The 20,979-nt window shown below is 72.9% G+C and carries 19 protein-coding genes; 5 read left to right on the forward strand and 14 right to left on the reverse strand.

Translation table 11 applies throughout. The annotated features are described in order from the left end of the window. Positions 1-51 precede the first annotated feature (51 nt). From Actkin_RS27235 to Actkin_RS27245, 3 genes are read left to right on the forward strand one after another with little or no spacing between them, the layout of a single operon-like run. Positions 52-3,729, forward strand: a complete 3,678-nt coding sequence (locus Actkin_RS27235) for a multifunctional oxoglutarate decarboxylase/oxoglutarate dehydrogenase thiamine pyrophosphate-binding subunit/dihydrolipoyllysine-residue succinyltransferase subunit (RefSeq protein ID WP_258904750.1) — start codon at positions 52-54, stop codon at positions 3,727-3,729. A gap of 33 nt (positions 3,730-3,762) precedes the next feature. Then, positions 3,763-3,942, forward strand: coding sequence for a DUF6104 family protein (locus tag Actkin_RS27240; protein WP_189209863.1), 180 nt, complete (start codon positions 3,763-3,765; stop codon positions 3,940-3,942). Between the two features lies 1 nt (position 3,943). Then, positions 3,944-4,216: a hypothetical protein gene (locus Actkin_RS27245; protein WP_189209862.1), complete on the forward strand. Its 273-nt coding sequence runs from the start codon at positions 3,944-3,946 to the stop codon at positions 4,214-4,216. Here the strand turns inward: Actkin_RS27245 and Actkin_RS27250 are convergent. The 13 genes from Actkin_RS27250 to Actkin_RS27310 all read right to left on the reverse strand — a co-directional run bounded on the left by Actkin_RS27250 (position 4,206) and on the right by Actkin_RS27310 (position 16,999). Continuing rightward, positions 4,206-4,796 carry a class I SAM-dependent methyltransferase gene (locus Actkin_RS27250; RefSeq protein ID WP_258904751.1) on the reverse strand — a complete coding sequence of 197 codons (591 nt, stop codon included), beginning with the start codon at positions 4,794-4,796 and terminating at the stop codon, positions 4,206-4,208. The two genes, Actkin_RS27245 and Actkin_RS27250, sit on opposite strands and share 11 nt — an antisense overlap. A gap of 51 nt (positions 4,797-4,847) precedes the next feature. Next, positions 4,848-5,576: an MBL fold metallo-hydrolase gene (locus Actkin_RS27255; protein ID WP_258907998.1), complete on the reverse strand. Its 729-nt coding sequence runs from the start codon at positions 5,574-5,576 to the stop codon at positions 4,848-4,850. Continuing rightward, positions 5,570-6,562, reverse strand: coding sequence for an aldo/keto reductase (locus Actkin_RS27260; RefSeq protein WP_258904752.1), 993 nt, complete (start codon positions 6,560-6,562; stop codon positions 5,570-5,572). The genes Actkin_RS27255 and Actkin_RS27260 overlap by 7 nt, the downstream gene beginning before the upstream one ends. Positions 6,563-6,597: 35 nt before the next feature. Then, on the reverse strand, positions 6,598-7,032 hold the full coding sequence (locus tag Actkin_RS27265; protein ID WP_258904753.1) for a hypothetical protein: 435 nt from the start codon (positions 7,030-7,032) through the stop codon (positions 6,598-6,600). Next, positions 7,029-8,255, reverse strand: a complete 1,227-nt coding sequence (locus Actkin_RS27270) for a hypothetical protein (protein ID WP_258904754.1) — start codon at positions 8,253-8,255, stop codon at positions 7,029-7,031. The genes Actkin_RS27265 and Actkin_RS27270 overlap by 4 nt, the downstream gene beginning before the upstream one ends. Then, positions 8,255-8,566 carry a hypothetical protein gene (locus Actkin_RS27275; protein ID WP_258904755.1) on the reverse strand — a complete coding sequence of 104 codons (312 nt, stop codon included), beginning with the start codon at positions 8,564-8,566 and terminating at the stop codon, positions 8,255-8,257. The genes Actkin_RS27270 and Actkin_RS27275 overlap by 1 nt, the downstream gene beginning before the upstream one ends. Before the next feature lie 72 nt (positions 8,567-8,638). Beyond that, positions 8,639-9,799 carry an imidazolonepropionase gene (gene hutI, locus Actkin_RS27280; RefSeq protein WP_258904756.1) on the reverse strand — a complete coding sequence of 387 codons (1,161 nt, stop codon included), beginning with the start codon at positions 9,797-9,799 and terminating at the stop codon, positions 8,639-8,641. Next, on the reverse strand, positions 9,796-11,073 hold the full coding sequence (locus Actkin_RS27285; RefSeq protein ID WP_258904757.1) for a formimidoylglutamate deiminase: 1,278 nt from the start codon (positions 11,071-11,073) through the stop codon (positions 9,796-9,798). The genes hutI and Actkin_RS27285 overlap by 4 nt, the downstream gene beginning before the upstream one ends. After that, entirely contained in the window at positions 11,070-12,269 is a 1,200-nt protein-coding gene (locus Actkin_RS27290) for an allantoate amidohydrolase (protein ID WP_258904758.1), read from the reverse strand. Before Actkin_RS27290 ends, Actkin_RS27285 begins: the two co-directional genes overlap by 4 nt. Beyond that, positions 12,266-13,903 carry a urocanate hydratase gene (gene hutU / locus Actkin_RS27295; protein WP_258904759.1) on the reverse strand — a complete coding sequence of 546 codons (1,638 nt, stop codon included), beginning with the start codon at positions 13,901-13,903 and terminating at the stop codon, positions 12,266-12,268. The genes Actkin_RS27290 and hutU overlap by 4 nt, the downstream gene beginning before the upstream one ends. Continuing rightward, the gene (gene hutH, locus Actkin_RS27300) at positions 13,904-15,418 is read right to left on the reverse strand and encodes a histidine ammonia-lyase (protein WP_258904760.1); all 1,515 of its coding nucleotides are present in this window, start codon (positions 15,416-15,418) and stop codon (positions 13,904-13,906) included. 70 nt (positions 15,419-15,488) lie between these two features. Continuing rightward, positions 15,489-16,511, reverse strand: a complete 1,023-nt coding sequence (locus Actkin_RS27305; RefSeq protein WP_258904761.1) for a hypothetical protein — start codon at positions 16,509-16,511, stop codon at positions 15,489-15,491. After that, positions 16,508-16,999, reverse strand: coding sequence for a SigE family RNA polymerase sigma factor (locus tag Actkin_RS27310; protein WP_189209851.1), 492 nt, complete (start codon positions 16,997-16,999; stop codon positions 16,508-16,510). Before Actkin_RS27310 ends, Actkin_RS27305 begins: the two co-directional genes overlap by 4 nt. A gap of 67 nt (positions 17,000-17,066) precedes the next feature. On the opposite strand from Actkin_RS27310, the gene Actkin_RS27315 reads away from it, so the two are divergent. Both Actkin_RS27315 and Actkin_RS27320 read left to right on the forward strand, forming a co-directional pair. Next, positions 17,067-17,852, forward strand: coding sequence for an IclR family transcriptional regulator (locus Actkin_RS27315; protein ID WP_258904762.1), 786 nt, complete (start codon positions 17,067-17,069; stop codon positions 17,850-17,852). Between the two features lie 81 nt (positions 17,853-17,933). Further along, on the forward strand, positions 17,934-19,838 hold the full coding sequence (locus Actkin_RS27320; protein WP_258904763.1) for a M28 family peptidase: 1,905 nt from the start codon (positions 17,934-17,936) through the stop codon (positions 19,836-19,838). Positions 19,839-19,888: 50 nt separating this feature from the next. On the opposite strand, the gene Actkin_RS27325 is transcribed toward Actkin_RS27320, so the two are convergent. Continuing rightward, positions 19,889-20,956, reverse strand: coding sequence for a hypothetical protein (locus Actkin_RS27325; RefSeq protein ID WP_258904764.1), 1,068 nt, complete (start codon positions 20,954-20,956; stop codon positions 19,889-19,891). Between the last annotated feature and the right edge of the window lie 23 nt (positions 20,957-20,979).

The raw sequence follows: 20,979 nt of genomic DNA on the forward strand, positions 1-20,979 counted from the left end.
GAGAGGCGGGTTCCGTATGAGATCGAGTATGGATAGAGGCGAGAGCCAGCCGTGTCCAGCAGCAGTCCCGCGTCACAGTTCGGTGCGAACGAGTGGCTGGTCGAGGAGATGTACGAGCAGTTCCTCGCCGACCCGTCGTCGGTAGACCCGGCGTGGCACGACTTCTTCGCCGACTACAAGCCGACACAGCGGGCCGCCAGCCAGGGGGCGGCGCAGGCCAAGGCCTCCGGGACCGTGACCAAGGCGCCGGAGCGCAACGGGCAGGTCGAGCAGGCCCCCGGCAAGCAGCCGCAGGCCGCCCCGCCGTCGCGGCCCGAGCCGCCCAAGGCGGCCGCGCCCGCGCAGGCCCCGGCCAAGCCGGAGGTCAAGAAGGCCGAGCCGAAGGGCGACGGCGAGGAGCGCACCCCGCTGCGCGGCGCGGCGATGGCCATCGCCAAGAACATGAACGCCTCGCGGGAGCTGCCCACCGCGACGAGCGTGCGGGCGGTCCCGGCGAAGCTGCTCGCCGACAACCGCATCGTGATCAACAACCACCTCAAGCGGACCCGGGGCGGCAAGGTCTCCTTCACCCACCTCATCGGCTACGCGATGGTGCGGGCGCTCGAGACCTACCCGAACATGAACCGGCACTACGCCGAGGCCGACGGCAAGTTCTTCGCCGTCACCCCCGAGCACGTCAACCTGGGCCTGGCCATCGACCTGCCCGGCAAGGACGGCTCGCGCACCCTCGTGGTGGCCTCCATCAAGGGCTGCGAGGGCATGAGCTTCCAGCAGTTCTGGCAGGCCTACGAGGACCTGATCCGCAAGGCGCGCTCCGGCTCGCTGACCGCGGACGACTTCGCGGGCACCACGATCTCGCTGACCAACCCCGGCGGCATCGGCACCGTGCACTCCGTGCCGCGCCTGCAGGTCGGGCAGGGCGCGATCCTGGGCGTCGGCGCGATGGAGTACCCCGCGCCGTTCCAGGGGGCCTCCGAGAACACGCTGATCGACATGGGCATCAGCAAGATCATCACGCTGACGTCCACCTACGACCACCGCATCATCCAGGGCGCGGAGTCGGGCGAGTTCCTGCGCCGCATCCACCAGCTGCTGCTGGGTGAGGACGGCTTCTACGACGACATCTTCACCTCGCTGCGCATCCCGTACGAGCCGATCCGCTGGACCGAGGACATCACCGAGGGCCCGGTCGACAAGACCGCCCGCGTCATCGGCCTGATCGACGCCTACCGCACGCGCGGCCACCTGATGGCCGACACCGACCCGCTGAACTACCGGCAGCGCAAGCACGAGGACCTCGACGTGCGCAGCCACGGGCTCACGCTGTGGGACCTCGACCGCACCTTCCCGGTCGGCGGGTTCGGCGGCAAGGAGAAGATGCGGCTGCGCGACGTGCTGGGCGTGCTGCGCGACTCCTACTGCCGCACGGTCGGCGTCGAGTACACCTACATCCTGGACCCGGCCGAGCGCCGCTGGATCCAGGAGCGGGTGGAGGTGCCGCACGAGAAGCCCCCGGCTGCGGTGCAGAAGTACATCCTGAGCAAGCTCAACGCCGCCGAGGCGTTCGAGACGTTCCTGCAGACCAAGTACGTCGGCCAGAAGCGGTTCTCGCTGGAGGGCGGCGAGTCGGTCATCCCGCTGCTGGACACCCTGCTGGACAAGGCCGCCGAGTACGAGCTCGACGAGGTCGTCATCGGCATGCCGCACCGCGGCCGCCTGAACGTGCTGGCCAACATCGTGGGCAAGCCGATCTCGCAGATCTTCCAGGAGTTCGAGGGCAACCTCGACCCGGGCCAGGCGCACGGCTCCGGCGACGTGAAGTACCACCTGGGCGCGGAGGGCAAGTACTTCCGCATGTTCGGCGACGGCGAGACGAAGGTGTCGCTGACGGCGAACCCGTCGCACCTGGAGACCGTCGACCCGGTGCTGGAGGGCATCGTCCGCGCCAAGCAGGACCTGCTGGACAAGGGCGAGCAGGGCTTCACCGTGCTGCCGGTCGCGCTGCACGGCGACGCCGCGTTCGCCGGGCAGGGCGTGGTCGCCGAGACGCTGAACCTGGCGCTGCTGCGCGGCTACCGCACCGGCGGCACCGTGCACGTCATCATCAACAACCAGGTCGGGTTCACCACCGCGCCCGAGCACTCGCGGTCCAGCCAGTACGCCACGGACGTGGCGAAGATGATCCAGGCGCCGGTGTTCCACGTGAACGGCGACGACCCGGAGGCCTGCTACTGGGTGGCGCGCCTGGCGATGGACTACCGGCAGACGTTCAACAAGGACGTCGTGATCGACCTGGTGTGCTACCGCCGCCGCGGGCACAACGAGGGCGACGACCCGTCGATGACGCAGCCGGGCATGTACGACATCATCGACGCCAAGCGCAGCGTGCGTAAGGGCTACACCGAGGCGCTGATCGGCCGCGGCGACATCTCCGTCGAGGAGGCCGAGAAGGCGCTGCGCGACTTCTCAAGCCAGCTGGAGCACGTGTTCAACGAGGTCAGGGAGCTGGAGAAGCACCCGATCGCGCCGAGCCCGTCGGTCGAGTCCGACCAGCAGATGCCCGCGAAGCTGCCGACCGGCGTGTCCGCCGAGGTGCTGACGACCATCGGCGACGCGCACCTGAACCTGCCGGAGGGCTTCAGCCCGCACCCGAGGGTCAAGCCGGTGCTGGAGCGGCGGGTGAAGATGGCCCGCGAGGGCGGCATCGACTGGGCGTTCGCCGAATTGCTGGCGTTCGGCTCGCTGGTGCTGGAGGGCCGCACGATCCGGCTGGCGGGCCAGGACTCGCGGCGCGGCACGTTCGTGCAGCGGCACGCGGCGATCATCGACCGCAAGACCGGCAAGGAGTTCCTGCCGCTGCAGCACCTCGGCGCCGACCAGGGCAAGTTCATGGTCTACGACTCGGCGCTGTCGGAGTACGCGGCGCTGGGCTTCGAGTACGGCTACTCGGTGGCCGACCCGGAGGCGCTGGTGCTGTGGGAGGCGCAGTTCGGCGACTTCGTCAACGGCGCCCAGTCGGTGATCGACGAGTACATCTCCTCCAGCGAGGCCAAGTGGGGCCAGCGCTCGGACGTGGTGGTGCTGCTGCCGCACGGCCACGAGGGCCAGGGCCCCGACCACACCTCCGGCCGCATCGAGCGCTGGCTGCAGCTGTGCGCGGAGGGCTCGATGACGGTGTCGATGCCGTCGACCCCGGCGAACTACTTCCACCTGCTGCGCCGCCACGCGCTCGACGGCGTGCAGCGCCCGCTGATCGTGTTCACGCCGAAGTCCATGCTGCGCAACAAGGCCGCGGTCAGCGCGGTCGAGGACTTCACCGGCGAGTCGCGGTTCCAGACGGTGATCGACGACGCGACGGTGGACGCGGCCGCGGTGCGCAAGGTGCTGTTCGTGTCCGGCAAGCTCTACTACGAGCTGCTCGCCGAGCGGGACAAGCGCGGCGCGACGGACGTGGCGATCGTGCGGGTCGAGCAGCTGTACCCGGTGCCGGAGAAGAAGCTGGCCGCGGTGTTCGACAAGTACACCAACGCCACCGCGTGGCGCTGGGTGCAGGAAGAGCCCGCCAACCAGGGCAGCTGGCCGTTCTACGGCCTGCTCATCCCCGAGCTGTTCCCCGACGCCCCCCGGGTGTCGCGGGTGTCGCGGCGGCCGATGTCGGCGCCGTCGGCCGGGTCGAGCAAGGTCCACGAGCTGGAGCAGCGCGCGCTGATCGAGAAGGCCTTTGACTAGCGGTCGCCCGACCCCGGACCGAAACGACTAATCGTGTACTTCACCGATCGCGGTATCGAGGAGTTGGAGAGCCGACGCGGCGAGGAGGAGGTCACGCTGGCCTGGCTGGCGGACCGCCTCCGCGCCTTCGTCGACGCCAACCCGGATTTCGAGGTCGCCATCGAGCGCTTCGCCACGTTCCTGGCGCGCGACGACGAGGACTTCGAGGACTGACATGGGTATCGGCGTCATCCAGCTGCTGTTCCTGCTGCTGGTGCTGGGCGGGCTGATCACGGTGGTGGTCGTCCTGGTCAACAGCAACAAGCCCAAACAGCCGCCGTTCCCGCCTCCGGGTCCGTACGGCCCGCCGCCGGGTCCGTATGGCCCGCCCCCTGGGCCGTACGGGCCGCCGCCGCACGGCCAGTACCCGCCCGGCCCGCCGCCGGGGCAGTACCCGCCGGGCCAGTACCCGCCGCCGCAGCAGTGGGGTCCGCCGCCTAACGCCTGACAGCGACGAGCACGGCGTCGTGGATGGTGACGTCGTTGCCGTCGGGGTCGACCGCGACCCTCGGGCGGTCCTCGGCGACCTGGATGTCCCAGCCGTCGTCGACGACGCGGGTCAGCTCCTCGGCGGTGTGGAGCAGGTCGGGCAGGTTCGGCCTGCCGACGGTGGTCTCCAGGTCGCTGCGGTGGTGGCCGACGATCAGCAGCCGCCCGCCCGGCACGACGGCGCCCGCCAGCCGCGCGTACAGCGCGTACTGCTCGGGCATGTGCAGGAAATGGGCGGACACCAGGTCGTAGCGCTCGTCCGGGGTCCAGGTGGTGAGGTCGACGTGCCGCCAGCGCACCCGATCGCCGCCGGGGTGCTCGGCGGCGCGCCGCAGGGCCGTGGTGGCGAAGTCGGCGCCGGTGACCCGCCAGCCGCGCGCGGCCAGCCAGATGGCGTCGGCGCCCTCGCCGCAGCCCGCGTCGAGCGCCGTGCCGGGGGTCAGGTCGGCGGCCTCGGCCACCAGCTGCGGGTTGGGCCGCCCGCTCCAGACGGCGGTGTGGGAGCTGTACCGGTCTTCCCAAGAGGCTTCATCGAACATGCCGCCGACTATCCGCGCGTCCTCGCGGGCACGGCAAGGTTCGTTGCTGTTTCAGCAACACACGACGAGGTCCTCGTCGGCGGCCAGCACCTCGCCGGGGAACACCGCGCGGGCCGCGGCGACCGCGGCGGCGCGGTCGTTGCCGGGCCAGAAGTGGGTGAGCATCAGCGTGCGGGCTCCCGCCCGTGCGGCCCAGTGCGCGGCCTCGGTGGAGGTGAGGAGGTTGCGCGTGGCCTGCTCGGTCTCGCCCGGCCGGTCGGTGGCCTCGACGATGTAGAGGTCGGCGTCGCGGCCGAGGTCGGCCAGCAGCGGCGTGGGCCCGGTGTCGCCGGTGTAGGCGATGACGCTGTCGGCGGCCAGGCGCACGCCCGCGTTGGGCACGTGGTGCGGCAGGAGCATGCCGGTGAGCTCGAACGGGCCGACGCGGTACGCGCCCGGCAGCGGGTGGATGTCGAAGACGCGGTCCAGCGGCGCCTCCGGCTCCAGCCCCGTCAACCGCCGCACGACGCCCGGCGGGCAGTACAGCGGCAGCCGGTCCGTACGCCCGCCGTAGAGGTACATGCGGAACAGACCGTGCACATCGACGCAGTGGTCGGGGTGCTCGTGCGTGACGACCACGGCGTCGACGCCGTCGGGCGAGTGGCGCAGGAGCCGGGGCAGCGTGCCGTAGCCGAGGTCGAGCACGACGCGGAAGCCGTCGTGCTCGACCAGGAAGCCGCTGGCGGCGCGTCCCGGCTCCGGGTACGCGCCGCAGCTGCCGAGGACGGTGAGCCTCACCAGGCGTAGGCCTCCGGGGCGGGCTTGGCGCCGTTGGGGGCGGGCGCCGGGAACAGCTCGTCCAGCGCGGACAGCGTGTCCGCGTCCAGGGTGATCTCCAGCGCGCGCAGCGAGCCGTCGAGCTGGTCGACGGTGCGGGGGCCGATGATCGGGCCGGTGACGCCCTCCTGGTGCAGCAGCCAGGCCAGGCCGACGTTGGCCGGGTCCTCGCCGAGGTCGGCGCACAGCTTCTCGTAGGCCTCGATGGTGTCCCGGTGCTGCTCCAGCGCCTGCCCCGAGCGGCCCGACGTGCCGCGCGACGCGCCGCCCTCGCGCTGCTTGCGCAGGACGCCGCCGAGCAGCCCGCCGTGCAGCGGCGACCAGGGGATCACGCCGAGGCCGTAGTGCCGGGCCGCGGGCAGGACCTCCAGCTCGACCCAGCGGGTGAGCAGGTTGTAGATGGACTGCTCGCTGACCAGGCCGAGGAAGTGCCGCGCCCGGGCCGCCTCCTGCGCCTGGGCGATGTGCCAGCCCGCGAAGTTGGACGAGCCGAAGTAGAGCACCTTGCCCTGCTGGCGCAGCACGCCGAAGGCCTCCCAGATCTCCTCCCACGGCGTGTCCCGGTCGACGTGGTGCATCTGGTACAGGTCGATGTAGTCGGTCTGCATGCGCCGCAGCGAGCCCTCGACGGCGCGGCGGATGTTGAGCGCCGACAGGAACGTGTCGTTGGGCCAGTCGCTCATGCTGCCGTAGAGCTTGGTGGCGATGACCGTCTTGTCCCGCCTGCCGCCGCCCTGGGCGAACCAGCGGCCGATGATCTGCTCGGTGATCCCCTCGCCCTTCTGCCAGCCGTAGACGTTGGCCGTGTCGAAGAAGTTGATCCCGTGCTCGTGGGCGCGGTCCATGATCGCGTGGCTGTCGGCCTCGCTGGTCTCCGGGCCGAAGTTCATGGTGCCGAGCACCAGCCGGGACACGGACAGGCCGCTGCGGCCGAGGTGGGTGTACTCCATGACCCCAACCTAGCCCCGGAGCGGCTCCAGCCTCATCACGTCGTGAACAGCCACCAGTGCACGATCGGGCGAGCCGGGTCGGTGCGGTCGACCAGCACCTCGCGGATCACCCGGCCGCGGCGGTCCTGGGCGGAGGCGACGTCCGCGCCCGGCGCGTGGCCGTCGATGGGCGCCATGTGCACCTGCCTCCCGGGCTCCAGCGACGTGGCGAAGCCGGACTCCGCCAGCATGGTCGGCACGTCGGCCGCCTCGACGGCCACCGCCAGGATGTAGAGCTGGTCCACGCCCTTCTCGCCGCGCACGCCCAGCACGTCGGCGTCGGGCGGCAGGACGACGCCGCCGAAGGCGAGGGCCTCGGACGCGGTCACTGGGGGCACGGGTTCCTCCCGGTCGGCGGTGAACAGGACGGCGGCGACGGCCAGCACCGCCGCCGCGACAGCCGCGGCGGCGATGACGGGCCAGCGGGTCACCGCGGGCCCCGCCCGGGGTCTTCCCGGGTCCCGTCGCGGGACTCCGGCGGCTCGGGGAGCTGGTGGGGGCCGGGGACCTCGCCGGTGTAGGTCCTGGGGTCGCTGGACCCGCTGATGTCGTACTCCTGGGCCACGCCCGCCCTGTGCATCTCGGCCATGTCGCTGTCCTCGACGGTGATGGGGCCGATCTCGGTCGATTTCCCGCCGTCCCAGTTGTAGCGGTCGAAGACGTGCACCTGGTAGTCCATCTGCACGATCGGCTGACCGCCGGGCGTGGCGGGCGGCTGCACGGTGGCCACCCCGGTGACCGCGTACTGGACGCCGCCCATCGCGTAGAACCAGTCCTTGTTGTCCGACGCCTGGATGTAGTGGCCCTGCCAGCCGGTGCTGAACTGCACCGGCCGCCCATAGGTCCCGTTGGCGGCGGCGTCCGCGGCGATCCGGTTCACCTCTGCCGCCGTCGCGCTGTCCACAGTGGCCTGGAAGGTGGGGACGTCGCGCAGCATGTGGTCGGGGTCGACGGTCAGCGGGGCGCCGGAGTTGCCGAGGTAGTGGTTGAGGTGCGCGGCGGCGTTGGTCAGGCCGACGGCGTCGGCGAGTTCGGCGGCCCGACTGGCCAGCGTGTGCGTCGCGTGGTCGTCGACGGTGGTCCACCACGGGTCGACGCCGTGCGGGCCCGCGCCCGGGTCGGCAGGCGGGGGCGGCGGCGGGCCGGGGATCGTCGGGGCGGCGACCGCGGCCGCCTCGCCGCGCACGACCTTGACCAGCACGTCGGCCAGCGCGGTGTCGATCTCGTCGGCGCGGCGCAGGATGAGCCGCACGCGGTCCTCCAGTTCGGCGCGCACGCGCGCGCGGCCCGGGTCGGGGGCGATCGGCGGCAGATCGGCCACCGCGCCCGCCGCGTCGATGGTGAACCGGTGCCTGCGCGCCAACTCCTCGGCCTCGCCGACGACGTGGCGGAGCCCGATGACCTCGTCAGCCGCGGCCATCAACGCGCGCCGCACGGCCTGCACGGCGATGACGACGACGTCCAGGTCGTCGGTGAGGCGGTGGCGGAGCTCAGCGGCGGCGTCTGCCGCCGCGCCGGTCCAGCGCTCGGGACGAGCCGCGGTGGCCAGGTCGTCGGCGAGCCCCGCGAGCAGGTCGCCGCGCGTCCGGAGAACCTGCTCCGCGTCGTCGAGCGGTTCCGGGCGCCAGTCGCGGACCTGGCCGTAGACCGCCATCAGAGCGGCCCGAGTCGGCTCGCCGGGACGCGCAGGTCGCGCTCGGCGTCGGCGTCGCTGTCCGCGTAGGCGCGGGCGGCCTCGCGCATCTGCTCTCCCAGGGCGCGGGCCGCGTCACGCCACGCGGCGACCTGCCCCGCCCAGAGGTCCGCGACCTGCCCGATCGCCGCTGCCGACCGAGCTCCCGGCAGCGCCGACGGCACGTCGGCGACGGCTTCGGCGAGGTCGACACGCCCCGCCTGGTCCCCGGCGCCGACGGCGGCGTCGCCCGCCGCGGTCAGTTGGTCCAGCACCACCTCGTAGCCACTCATGTGCCTGCCCCTCACATGGAGTATCCCCGACGTGTCGTGGTGTGATCACGGTAGAGGATGTCCCGGGAAATGTCAGCGCTTTCCCAGTGTGGAAGGGTTTCCAGCCCGCCAGACCGCGTGCGTGAGCGGAATTCCCGGCCGGTAAGCCAGATGAGTGATCGACGGTGCGTCGATCAGGTGGACGTCGGCGCGCGCACCGACACCGAGGTGACCGATATCCGTGCGGTTGAGCGATTTCGCTGCGCCTATGGTGGCGGCCGCGACGGCTTCCGTTATGGAGAGGCGCATCTGCAGCACGGCTGTGGTCACGCAGTAGGCCATTGACGTGGTGTAGGACGACCCCGGGTTGCAGTTGGTCGCCAGCGCGATGGTGGCGCCTGCGTCGATCAGTCTGCGCGCGTCCGGGAGCGGTTGGCGGGTGGAGAGGTCGCAGGCGGGCAGGAGGGTGGCGACGGTGTCCGCGCCAGCCAGAGCGTCTACATCGGACTGCGACAGATAAGTGCAGTGGTCGACGCTCGCCGCGCCCAGGTCGACCGCCAGGGCTACGCCGGGGCCGGGGCCGAGCTGGTTGCCGTGCACGCGCAGGCCGAGGCCGTGCGCCGCGGCCGCCTGCAGGACCGCGCGGGACTGGTCGGCGTCGAACGCCCCCGTTTCGCAGAACACGTCCGCCCAGCCGACATAAGGCGCGACGGCGGGCAGCATCTCGGTGATGACGAGGTCCACATAGGAGTCCGGGTCGCTGCCCGGGGGGACCAGGTGGGCGCCGAGGAAGGTGACCTCGTCGGCGGCGGAGCCCGCGATGCGGGCCGAGCGCAGCTCGTCGGCGACCGTCAGGCCGTAGCCCGTCTTGGTCTCGATGTAGGTCGTGCCCTGGGCGACGGCCTCGGCGACGTGCCGCCGCAGGACGGCGGCGAGTTCGTCGTCGGTGGCGGCGCGGGTGGCCGCGACGGTCGTGGCGATGCCGCCCGCCGTGTACGGCTCGCCCGCCATCCGGGCGGCGAACTCGGCGGTGCGGTCGCCCGCGAACACGAGGTGCGTGTGGCTGTCCACCCAGCCCGGCAGGACGGCGCGGCCCTCGGCGTCGTGGCGGGTGTCGGCGGCGGGCGCCGAGGACGCGGGGCCGACCCACGCGACCCGGTCGCCGTCGATGACCAGCGCGGCGTCGCGCAGGGTGCCGTGTTCGGCGGTGTTGGTGGTGAGCTCGGCGATGTTGGTGATCAGCGTGGTGGTCACAGTGCCCCGATCGCGGTCGTGAGGAGGGCGGCGACGTCGCCGAGGACGTGGCGGCCCGCGCGGACGACCTCGCGCCCGTCGCGGACGACGGTGTCCACGTCGGACGCCGACGCGGCGAGGACGGCCTGGGCTGGCAGGCAGCCCGCGGTGCGGACGGTGTCCATGCGGACGGCGACGAGGTCGGCGGGCGCGCCGGGTTCGATGCGGCCCGAGTCCCAGCCCAGCGCGGCGTGGTTGGTCAGGGCCGACACCAGCTCGGACGGGCTGAACCGCCCGCGCTCGCCGGTGCTCAGCCGCTCCCCGTGTTCGAGGGCGCGCGCCTCCAGCAGCGGGTCGACGACGGCGTGCTGGTCGCTGCCCAGCGAGAGCGCCACGCCCGCGTCGGCCAGGGCGCGGGCGGGTCCGATGCCGTCGGCGAGGTCGGCCTCGGTCGTCGGGCACAGGCACACGCCGCTGCCGTTCAGCAGGCCGATGTCCCGTCCGGTGAGGTGGGTGGCGTGGACGGCGGTGAACCGGGGGCCGAGCACGCCCGCGTCGGCCAGCAGCTCCACGGGGGTGCGCCCGTACGCCGCCAGGCACGCGCTGTTCTCCAGCGGCTGCTCGGACACGTGTGCGTGCACCGGCCCGTCGAACGCGCCCACCACCGGCAGGTCCGCCGGTTCCACGGCGCGCACGGAGTGGATCGCGGCGCCCACCAGGAAGCCCGGGCCGGGCCGCAGCGCCGCGACCCGCTCGGCCCACACGTCCGCGGTGCCGTCGGAGAAGCGCAGCTGCGGCTCCGACAGGTCCTGCCCGATGCCGCCGCGCAGGTAGCAGGTGTCCAGCAGGGTCAGCCGCACACCCGCCTCCGCGGCCGCCTCGCGCAGTGCGGACGCCATCGCGTTCGGGTCGGCGTAGCGGACGCCGCCGGGCGCGTGGTGCAGGTAGTGGAACTCGCCGACCGAGGTCACCCCCGCCAGCGCCATCTCCGCGTACGCGGCCCGCGCCAGGTGGAAGTAGGAGTCCGGGTCCAGCCGCGACGCCACCGCGTACATCGCCTCCCGCCACGTCCAGAACGTGCCGCCGCCGTCGTGCGTGCGGCCGCGCAGCGCGCGGTGGAAGGCGTGGGAGTGGGCGTTGGCGAACCCGGGGAACACCACGCCCGGCAGCCGGGTGGCCGTGCCGGGCGCGGCGCCTGCCTCGACCGAGGCGAACACGCCGTCGGCCACGGTGACCAGCACGTCGTCGGCGATGCCGTCCGGCAGCCAGGCGTGCGGGGCCCAGTAGGCGGTCATCGCGCCAGGTGGGCGAGGACGTCGGCCAACGCGCGCGCACCGGCCTCGCAGTCGGCGTCGGAGGCGAACTCCTCCGGCGCGTGGCTCACCCCGGTCGGGTTGCGCACGAACAGCATCGCCGTGGGCACGTGCGCGGCGAGGATGCCCGCGTCGTGGCCCGCCCCGGTCGGCAGGTCCGGCACGCCGCCGAGCACGCCGGACAGTTCCTCGCGCAGGGCGGCGTCGAAGACGACGGCGTCGCCGTAGGACTCCTCGGTGACGGTCACCGCGCAGCCCTCGTCGGCGGCCAGCTCCCGCGCCGCGGCCTCGATCTCGGCCACCACGGCGCGGGTCCGCAGGTCGTCGCCCGCCCGCGCGTCCAGCCACAGGTCCACTGTGGATGGGATGACGTTGGTGCCGCCGGGCACGGGCACGATCCGCCCGACGGTGGCGCGCGAGCCCGCGATCGCGGTGGCCGCCCGGCGCGCGGCGAGGACGAGCCCGGCCGCGGGCACCATCGGGTCGCGGCGGTCGGCCATCAGCGTCGCGCCCGCGTGGTTGCCCTCGCCGGTGAACCGCAGCCGCCAGCGGCCGTGCGCGAGGATGGAGTGCGCGACGCCGACCGGCGCGTCGAGGTCGACCAGTCCCCTGCCCTGCTCGACGTGCAGTTCGACGAACACCCCGATGCGGCTCAGCGCCCGCTCGTCACGGCCCACGTGTGCCGGGTCGAGACCGGCCGACGCCAGCGCGTCGGCCAGCGTGACCCCGTCCGGGTCGGACAGCCGCAGCGCCGCGGCGGTGCCCACGGCCCCGGTCATCAGCCGCGATCCGAGGCAGGCCAGTCCGAACCGGCCGCCCTCCTCCTCCGGGAACACGGTCACCGCCAGCGGGCGGTTCGGCGTGAAGCCGCGCTCGCGCAGCAGGTCCACGGCGACCAGCGCCGCGGCCACCCCCAGCGGCCCGTCGTACGCGCCGCCGCCGGGCACGGAGTCCAGGTGGCTGCCGGTGACGACGGCGTCGTCGCCCGGCTCCCCCCACCAGGCCCACAGCGCGCCGTTGCGGTCGGTCTCCACCGCCAGCCCGCGCCGCGCCGCCTCCTCGGTGAACCAGGCGCGCAGCTCCATGTCGGCGCTGTCGAAGCCGTGCCGGGAGAAGCCGCCGCGCCTGCCGTCCGCGCCGACGGCGGAGATCGCGCCCAGCAGCGCCGCGACGCTCACCGCGCCATCGGGACGACGACGCCCCGCTCCTCGGCGACCGCCGCCGCCTCCGGGTACCCGGCGTCCACGTGCCGGATGACGCCCATCGCCGGGTCGTTGGTCAGCACCCGCTCGATCTTCTGCCCGGCCAGCGGCGTGCCGTCGGCGACGGTCACCTGGCCAGCGTGGATCGAGCGGCCGATGCCGACGCCGCCGCCGTGGTGGATCGACACCCACGACGCGCCGGATGCGGTGTTGACCAGGGCGTTGAGCAGCGGCCAGTCGGCGATGGCGTCGGAGCCGTCGGCCATCGCCTCGGTCTCCCGGTACGGCGAGGCGACCGAGCCGCAGTCGAGGTGGTCGCGGCCGATGACGACCGGCGCGGACAGCTCGCCGGAGGCCACCATCTCGTTGAACCGCACGCCCGCGAGGTGGCGCTCGCCGTAGCCGAGCCAGCAGATGCGCGCGGGCAGGCCCTGGAACTCCACCCGCTCGCCCGCCAGCCTGATCCAGCGGGCCAGGGACTCGTTCTCCGGGAACAGCTCCAGGATCGCCCGGTCGGTGGCGGCGATGTCGGCCGGGTCGCCGGACAGCGCCGCCCAGCGGAACGGGCCCTTGCCCTCGCAGAACAGCGGGCGGATGTAGGCGGGCACGAAGCCGGGGAAGTCGAAGGCGCGCTCGCAGCCGCCGAGCTTGGCCTCCCCGCGCAGCGAGTTGCCGTAGTCGAACACCTCGGCGCCGCGGTCGAGGAAGCCGAGCATGGCGTCGACGTGCTCGGCCATGGACTCCCGCGACCGGTCGGTGAACTCGTCGGGCTTCTTGGCGGCGTAGTCGTGCCAGTCGGCGAGGTCGACCCCGCGCGGCAGGTAGGCCAGCGGGTCGTGGGCGGAGGTCTGGTCGGTGACGATGTCGACCTCGACGCCGCGGCGCAGCAGCTCGGGCAGCACCTCGGCGGCGTTGCCGATGACGCCGACCGACAGCGCCTCGCCCTCGCGCTTGGCCCGCTCGACCCGCGCGACGGCGTCGTCGAGGTCCAGGGCGAGCTCATCGAGGTAGCGGGTCTCCACGCGGCGGCGGGCCCGGTCGGGGTCGACCTCGACGACCAGCGCGACTCCGCCGTTCATGGTGACCGCAAGCGGTTGCGCGCCGCCCATGCCGCCGAGCCCGGCGGTGAGGGTGAGCGTGCCGCGCAGGGTCCCGCCGAAGCGCTTGGCGGCGACGGCGGCGAAGGTCTCGTAGGTGCCCTGCAGGATGCCCTGGGTGCCGATGTAGATCCACGACCCGGCGGTCATCTGCCCGTACATCGTCAGGCCCTGCGCCTCCAGCCTGCGGAACTCCGGCCAGGTGGCCCAGTCGCCGACGAGGTTGGAGTTGGCGATGAGCACGCGCGGCGCCCACTCGTGGGTGCGCATGACGCCGACCGGCTTGCCCGACTGCACGAGCAGCGTCTCGTCGAGCGCCAGGTCGGTCAGCTCGCGGGTGATGGCGTGGAAGCTGGGCCAGTCGCGGGCGGCCTTGCCGGTGCCGCCGTAGACGACGAGGTCGTCCGGGCGTTCGGCGACGTCGGGGTCGAGGTTGTTGTGGAACATGCGCAGCGCGGCCTCGGTCTGCCAGCTGCGCGCGGTCAGCGCTGTCCCACGGGCGGCGCGGATCATTCAGTTCCTCCTCAGCAGGGCGCCGGAGCGGACGAGGTCCTCGGCCGCGGCGATCTCGGGGGCCAGGTGCCGGTCGGGCCCGGGTCCGGGGACGCGGCCGCGCAGGGCGGCGACGGCGGCCGCGGTCGCCGGCGCCGGGGTCAGCGGGGCGCGCAGGTCCAGCGCGCGGGCCGCAGTGAGCAGTTCGACGGCCAGGACGGTGGCCAGCCCGTCCACGGCCTTGCGCAGCTTGCGGGCGGCGGACCAGCCCATGGAGACGTGGTCCTCCTGCATGGCGCTGCTCGGGATGGAGTCGACGGAGGCGGGCACGGCCAGGCGCTTGAGCTCGGAGACGATCCCGGCCTGGGTGTACTGGGCGATCATGTGGCCGGAGTCGACGCCGGGGTCGTGGGCCAGGAACGGCGGCAGGCCGTGCGAGCGGGCCACGTCGAGCATCCGGTCGGTGCGCCGCTCGGCCATGCTCGCCACGTCGGCGACCGGGATGGCGAGGAAGTCCAGCACGTAGGCCACGGGCGCGCCGTGGAAGTTGCCGTTGGACTCCACGCGGCCGTCGGGCAGCACCACCGGGTTGTCGATGGCGGCGGCGAGCTCGCGGTCGGCGACCATCTCGGCGTGGGTGACGGTGTCACGGGCCGCGCCGTGCACCTGCGGGGTGCAGCGCAGCGAGTAGGCGTCCTGCACGCGCGTGCAGTCCGGGCCGCGGTGGCTGGCCACGATCGGCGAGTCCCGCAGGTACTCCAGGATGCGCGCGGCCGACACGGCCTGCCCGGGGTGCGGGCGCAGGGCGTGCAGTTCGGGGGCGAAGACCCGGTCGGTGCCCAGCAGCGCCTCGACGCTCATCGCCGCGGTGAGGTCGGCGGTGTCGAGCAGGATGTTCAGGTCGTGCAGGGCCAGGGCGAGCATGCCGAGCATGCCGTCGGTGCCGTTGATGAGGGCCAGGCCCTCCTTCTCGGCGAGGACGACCGGCTCGATGCCCGCCTCCCGCAGCGCCTGCGCTGCCGGGACGACGCCCCCCTTGGTCTCGACCTCGCCCTCCCCCATCAGCGCCAGCGCGGCGGCGGAGAGCGGCGCGAGATCCCCGGAGCAGCCGAGGGAGCCGTACTCGGGGACCACCGGGGTGATCCCGGCGTCGAGCATCGCGGCCATCGCCTCGACGGTCGAGGCCCGCACCCCCGTCCGCGCGGTGGCCAGGGTGCGCAGGCGCAGCAGCATGAGCGCCCGCACGACCTCGGTCTCGACCCTCGGCCCGGCGCCCGCGGCGTGCGAGCGGATCAGCGACCGCTGCAGCGCGGTACGCCGGTCGGCGGGGATGTGCCGCACGGCGAGCGCCCCGAACCCCGTGGAGACGCCGTAGGTGGGGGTGGTCGCGTCGGCAAGGCGCTCGACGTGCGCCCGCGTCGCCGCGACCGCGGCCAGCGCGTCGGCGGTGACCCCGACCCCCGCCCCGTGCCGAGCGACGGCGACGACCTGGTCCCGACTCAGCGGACCGCCGTCGAGGAGAACTCGTTCCTGCATGCCCCCATCCCAGTCGGGATGGAGGCGCGGCACGAGTCGGGAACGGGTGAAGCTGTCTCGAATCCCAGACTCAGCGGGTGCCGATCCACTCGTTGGCGGGGTCGGGGCCGATGATGACGGTCTCGGCGATCTCCACGGCGTAGCGGATGCCCGCGGCGTTCGGCCGCACACCGAAGTTGCGGACCACGAGCCACCGATCACCCACCGGAACAACCACCATCTCGCTCGGCAGGTGGGTCGTGGCTTCGGGCCGGGTGACCAGTCGCCCGATCGTGCCCCGGACCCGGATCTCCGTGCCACCCTCGACGAGCGGCTCGACCGGGGTCAACTCGACCCGCACCGGCACGAAGATCTCGGCCTGCTCCGAGTAGGTCCGGCTTCCCGTTGCCACGTCGGCGGTGTAGGCAGGCCGTCCTGTCGGTGTCCCGAGCACCCCGTATCCCGCACCGCGGTGGTGGACCTCCGCGGCGAACCGCAGAGTGGTCCGCAGGAATGACGTTGCTCCGACGCGCAGGCCGCGTGCGACCCGCACGACCGTGGCCTGGTCGAACCGGTCCGCCGCGTCGACGATGATCATCTTGTCATCGAAGTTCCAGATGACGCCGTTGCGGCCCGGGTTCTCGTAGTACCGCCCGGTTCCCATGGCGCCGAGGTCCACCGCCGCTCCCGCGTTGGTCGGGACCACCGGGTTGGAGTGATCGACGTGGAGGAGCAGTGCCGCCTGATCTTCCTCATCGACCGGGCCGGTGTCCCACACACGCGTGTCCCGCGAGGGCATGACCGACGCCGTCCTGCTCTGTTCGGTGAGACCGTCGGGCAGCCACGTCGGGTTGAGGTCGAACGCGTGCTCCCAGACGGCCGGGTCGGCCTGGATCGGCAACACACCCCCAGGCGTGCTGTCGACCCGGGACACCGGGACCATCGCCACGGCGAGAACCGCCGCGGCGGCCACCGTCACGGCGACCAGCACGGCGAGCGGGCGCCGCGCGCGACGGGACCGGTCGAGAGCGGCGCGGACCCCCGTCGGGTCCGGAGCCCGGTCCGCCATGCCCTTCAGGGTGTCCTGGAGGAGGGTGTCGAAGTCGGTGCTCATCGGTGTAGCTCCTGCTCGGTCTGGATGGCGGCGCGCAGGGTGGCGACGGCTCGGGAGATGTGGCTGCGGACGGTGCCCGTCGAGCAGCCCAGTTCGGTGGCGATCTCCTCGTCCGTGCAGCCGTCGTAGTAGCGCAGGACGACCGCGGCGCGTTGTTTGCGCGGGAGGCGGGCGATGCCCGCCAGCAGGGCGGCGCGCTGGTCGATGACGATGGTCGGGTCGCTGACCGGGGGGCTCAGCGCGTCGATCGTGGCGAACGGGACCGCGACGTCGGTGCGGCGGCGGCGCCAGGAGAGGAACTCGTTGGTCACCATCCGCTTCACGTAGGCGGCGGGCAGTTCCATGCGGCCGATGCGCGACCAGCGTTGCTGGGCGCGGACCAGCACGTCCTGCACGATGTCCTGGGCCTGCACCGGGTCGCAGGTCAGGACGGTCGCGTAGCGCAGCAGCGATGCCAGCCGCTGGTTGAGGAAGTCCTCGAAGGTCACGGCGCTCCCCTCGTCGGACCTCCAACGCCGCGCGCGGTCGTTCTGTTGAGTCGTACTCTGCCCTTTCGTGGGAGCCAGCAGCGACGTGCCCGCCCTGCGCCGGGGTCTGGCGGTGCTGCGCCTGCTCGCGGGCAAGGCCGGACCGGTGGCGGCGGCCACCGTGGCCAGGGACCTCGGTCTGCCCCGCTCGACGACCTACCACCTGCTGTCCGAGCTGGTGGACGCCGGTTTCGTGACGCACCTGCCCGAGGAGCGCCGGTACGCGCTGGGCCTGGGCGCGTTCGAGCTGGGCTCGGCCTACCTGCGCCACGACCCGCTGGAACGGCTCGCCCGCCCGGTGCTGGCCCGGCTGATCGCGCGCACCGGCCACACCGCCCACCTGGGCGTCCTGCACGGCCGGGAGGCCCTGTACCTGCTGCGCGAGCAGCCCCCGCACGCCGGGACGGTGGTGACGGACGTCGGGGTGCGGCTGCCCGCGCACCTGCCCGCGTCCGGGCGCGCGATCCTCGCCCGGCTGCCGGTGCCGCAGGTGCGGGCGCTGTTCCCGAACCGCGCGGCGTTCGTCGACCGCACCGGGCGCGGCCCCCGGCACCTGCCCGCGCTGCGCACGCTGCTCGCCGAGGAGCGCCGCCGGGGCTGGGCGGTCGAGGACGGCTTCGTCACCCCCGGCTTCGCCTCCGTCGCCGCGCCCGTGCTCGACCACGCCGACCACCCGATCGCCGCGATCAGCACCACGTTCCGCCACGAGTGCGCCGAGCAGTGCGGCGAGCTGTGGCCCGAGCTGGCGGCCGAGACGATCCGCGCGGCCGCCGAGCTGTCAGGCCGCGTGGGCGGGCGGCCATTGATTAAGTAGCGCTACGCACCGCCCTACGGATTGCTGCACGCGCATACGAGCACGACTGTGGCGTCACACCCTGCTCAGGAGACACCCGACATGAGAATGCGCACCACGCTGGCCGCGCTCGCGGCCACGGCGGTCCCCCTGGCGCTGGTGGCCGCGCCGTCCCACGCGGCCACCGCCCCGGACATCCCCGTCGCCGACGTCAAGGCCCACCTGGCCCAGTTCCAGGCGATCGCCCAGAACAACGGCGGCAACCGCGCCCACGGCCGCCCCGGCTACCGGGCGTCGGTGGACTACGTCAAGGGCAAGCTGGACGCGGCGGGCTACCAGACGCAGGTCCTGCAGTTCACCTCGAACGGCGCGACCGGCTACAACCTCATCGCCGACTGGCCCGGCGGCGACCCGAACGCCGTCATCATGGCAGGCGGGCACCTCGACAGCGTGTCCTCCGGCCCCGGCATCAACGACAACGGCTCCGGGTCGGCGGGCCTGCTGGAGATCGCGCTGACGATCGCCGAGCAGGACCTGAAGCCCCAGAAGCACCTGCGGTTCGGCTGGTGGGGCGCGGAGGAGCTGGGCCTGGTCGGCTCGACCAACTACGTCAACGGCCTGTCGTCGGCGGAGAAGGCGAAGATCGACGCCTACCTCAACTTCGACATGACCGGCTCGCCCAACCCGGCGTACTTCGTGTACTCGGCGTCCGGGCAGCCCACCGGGTCCCTGGAACTGCAGCGACTGCTGGAGCAGGGCTTCGCCGACGAGGGCGTCGACGCGGACCTGACCAGCATCGGCGGCCGCTCCGACCACGCCGCCTTCGCCCGCGCGGGCATCCCCGTCGGCGGCACGTTCTCCGGCGCGGAGGGCACCAAGACCAGCGCCCAGGCCCAGAAGTGGGGCGGCACGGCCGGTCAGCCGTACGACCGCTGCTACCACAGCTCCTGCGACACCACGAGCAACATCAACGACACCTCGCTCGACCGGCACACCGACGTCGCCGCGTACGCGATCTACACGCTGGCGGGCACCGCCCAGCAGACCGACTTCGGCGTGAGCGTCGAACCCGCGTCGCTCGACGTCGCCGTGGGCACCTCGCGCAGCGCGACGGTCCGCACCACGGCGGGCTCCGGCGGCAGCGAGCGGATCACCCTGTCGGCGACGGGCCTGCCGTCCGGCGCGACCGCGGCGTTCTCACCATCCTCAGTGGACACCGGAGCGGACGCGACGCTGACGGTCTCGGCGACCCCGGACACCGCCACCGGCAGCTACCCGGTGCGCGTCACGGGCACCAACGCGGCGGGCAAGGCGGTGTCCGCCGACCTCACCCTCACCATCCGCCCCGACGACCCGCCGCCCGCGGACTTCCGCCTCGCGGTCAACCCGAGCGGCCTCACCGTGGCCGCGGGCGCCGACGCCTCGACCCAGGTGCTGGTGACCGGCAACGGCGGGATGATCGGCCTGTCGGCGTCCAGCCTGCCCTCGGGCGTCCAGGCGACCTTCCAGCCGACGTCGGTCGCGGTCGGCTCGGAGGCCAAGCTCACCTTCGTCGCCTCCACCTCGGCGGTGCCGGGCACGCACACCGTCACGGTGACCGGCACCGACCACACCGGCAAGCAGGTCAACGCCCAGGTGTCGCTGACGGTCGAAGGCGACGACCCGCCCACCGACGACGTGCAGGTGAGCGCGTCCCCCTCCACCGGCACGGTCTCGCAGGGCCAACTCGCCCAGACCCGCGTCACCGCGACGGGCGGCACCGGCGCCCTGACCCTGTCCGCGAGCGGTGTCCCCGCGGGCACCCAGGTCTACTGGAACCCCCGCACCATCGCCCAGGGCGGCGCCAGCGACGTCTGGCTGTTCACCAACTTCCAGACGCCGACCGGCACCCACCGCGTCACCATCACGGCCACCGCCGCCGATGGCGCCACCGGCACCACCACCTACACCCTGACCGTGACCCGGTTCGGGTACTTCTCGGCAAGCACGACGCCGAGGGCCTGGTAGGCGTGGGCTGAGACGGTGGGCCCGGACAACAAGTCCGGGCCCACCGTCGTTCAGCGGCGCACCCGACGAACCCGGACGTCTGGCCCCAGGTTCTCCACGCCCACGGCGCTGTCAGGTCCGTGAAGGGTGACTGTGACGTTCATGTCGGCGATCGGCGTCAGGTCGATCTTGGAACGTCCATCGATCCTGATGTCTCGCACCGTCGGATGCGCGGCGAGGGCGCGTAGGTCCACATGACCGCAGTGGTCGAAACTCACTCCCTCCAAGGGCAATGCCCGCAGCGGGCGAAGGTCGCGCAGCGCCTCGGCGTGGTAGAGCACCAGATCGTGGAGATTGCCGAACCGCTCGGTCGCCCTGGCCAACTCGCTGCTGTCGCTGACCAGCCCCAGAGCCGCCGCGTCGAGGTTCCCCGGCTCGGCGACCTGCTCCACCCACCGGGACCAGACGCCGTGCGTGATCCAGATCGTCCTGAGCTCCGAGAGCGCCCGGAGGAACGAGAAGTCCTCCACGCCGCGGGTCTGCGCCAGCCCGAGAAACCTCAACCGAGGAAGCTCGGCAAGAAAGGGCAGCTCTGATGGCCAGCCCCGGAACATGCTTATCCACAAGGTCTCCAGGTTCTGCAACGAGACCAGTTCCGCGAGCGTCCCCGGCGCCGAGTTGCCCACCAACTGAAGTTCCCTCAGCCGGGTCAGCGCGCTGAGCGAACGCACGCTACCGGCGGCGTCATCGTCCATCCACAGATCCACGCTGCACCTGCGCAGGTTCCGCAGCAGGTGCAGGTGGGGAACCGCCCCTGTATGCACCTCCGCGCGGTGAGCGGCGAGGGGCGCGTCGGCCAAGACCTGGCGCGCGTAGGACTCCGGGTCGAAGTACTGCCAGGCACGGACCAGTTCAGCCAGGACCTCCGGGCGCGGATCGTCCGCGTACCCGCGCAACACCTCGACGGCCCGCGGACCGTTGACGAGCGCCGCCGTCCGGGCGCAGGCCGCCGCTTGGGCCGCGGTCAGTTCGAACACGGTGTCCGGGAGGTAGGCGAGGACCGACTCGCCGACGGCGGCCAGGGAACGGCTCTCGCGGACATTGCGCGGCGGGATCACCCGCTGGACGCGGTCGGACACCCGGGCCAGCACCTCCGGCGGCG

Origin of the sequence: Actinokineospora sp. UTMC 2448 (genome assembly GCF_024760565.1) — a bacterium.
GTDB classification, from domain to species: Bacteria; Actinomycetota; Actinomycetes; order Mycobacteriales; family Pseudonocardiaceae; genus Actinokineospora; species Actinokineospora fastidiosa.

Excerpts from the sequence above, each read along its gene's own strand:
- Actkin_RS27305 (WP_258904761.1), bottom strand. The coding sequence starts at position 16,511 with ATGAGCACCGACTTCGACACCCTCCTCCAGGACACCCTGAAGGGCATG.
- Actkin_RS27320 (WP_258904763.1), top strand. The coding sequence starts at position 17,934 with ATGAGAATGCGCACCACGCTGGCCGCGCTCGCGGCCACGGCGGTCCCC.
- Actkin_RS27245 (WP_189209862.1), top strand. The coding sequence starts at position 3,944 with ATGGGTATCGGCGTCATCCAGCTGCTGTTCCTGCTGCTGGTGCTGGGC.
- Actkin_RS27250 (WP_258904751.1), bottom strand. The coding sequence starts at position 4,796 with ATGTTCGATGAAGCCTCTTGGGAAGACCGGTACAGCTCCCACACCGCC.
- Actkin_RS27260 (WP_258904752.1), bottom strand. The coding sequence starts at position 6,562 with ATGGAGTACACCCACCTCGGCCGCAGCGGCCTGTCCGTGTCCCGGCTG.
- Actkin_RS27275 (WP_258904755.1), bottom strand. The coding sequence starts at position 8,566 with ATGAGTGGCTACGAGGTGGTGCTGGACCAACTGACCGCGGCGGGCGAC.
- hutH (WP_258904760.1), bottom strand. The coding sequence starts at position 15,418 with ATGCAGGAACGAGTTCTCCTCGACGGCGGTCCGCTGAGTCGGGACCAG.
- Actkin_RS27285 (WP_258904757.1), bottom strand. The coding sequence starts at position 11,073 with ATGACCGCCTACTGGGCCCCGCACGCCTGGCTGCCGGACGGCATCGCC.
- hutU (WP_258904759.1), bottom strand. The coding sequence starts at position 13,903 with ATGATCCGCGCCGCCCGTGGGACAGCGCTGACCGCGCGCAGCTGGCAG.
- Actkin_RS27270 (WP_258904754.1), bottom strand. The coding sequence starts at position 8,255 with ATGGCGGTCTACGGCCAGGTCCGCGACTGGCGCCCGGAACCGCTCGAC.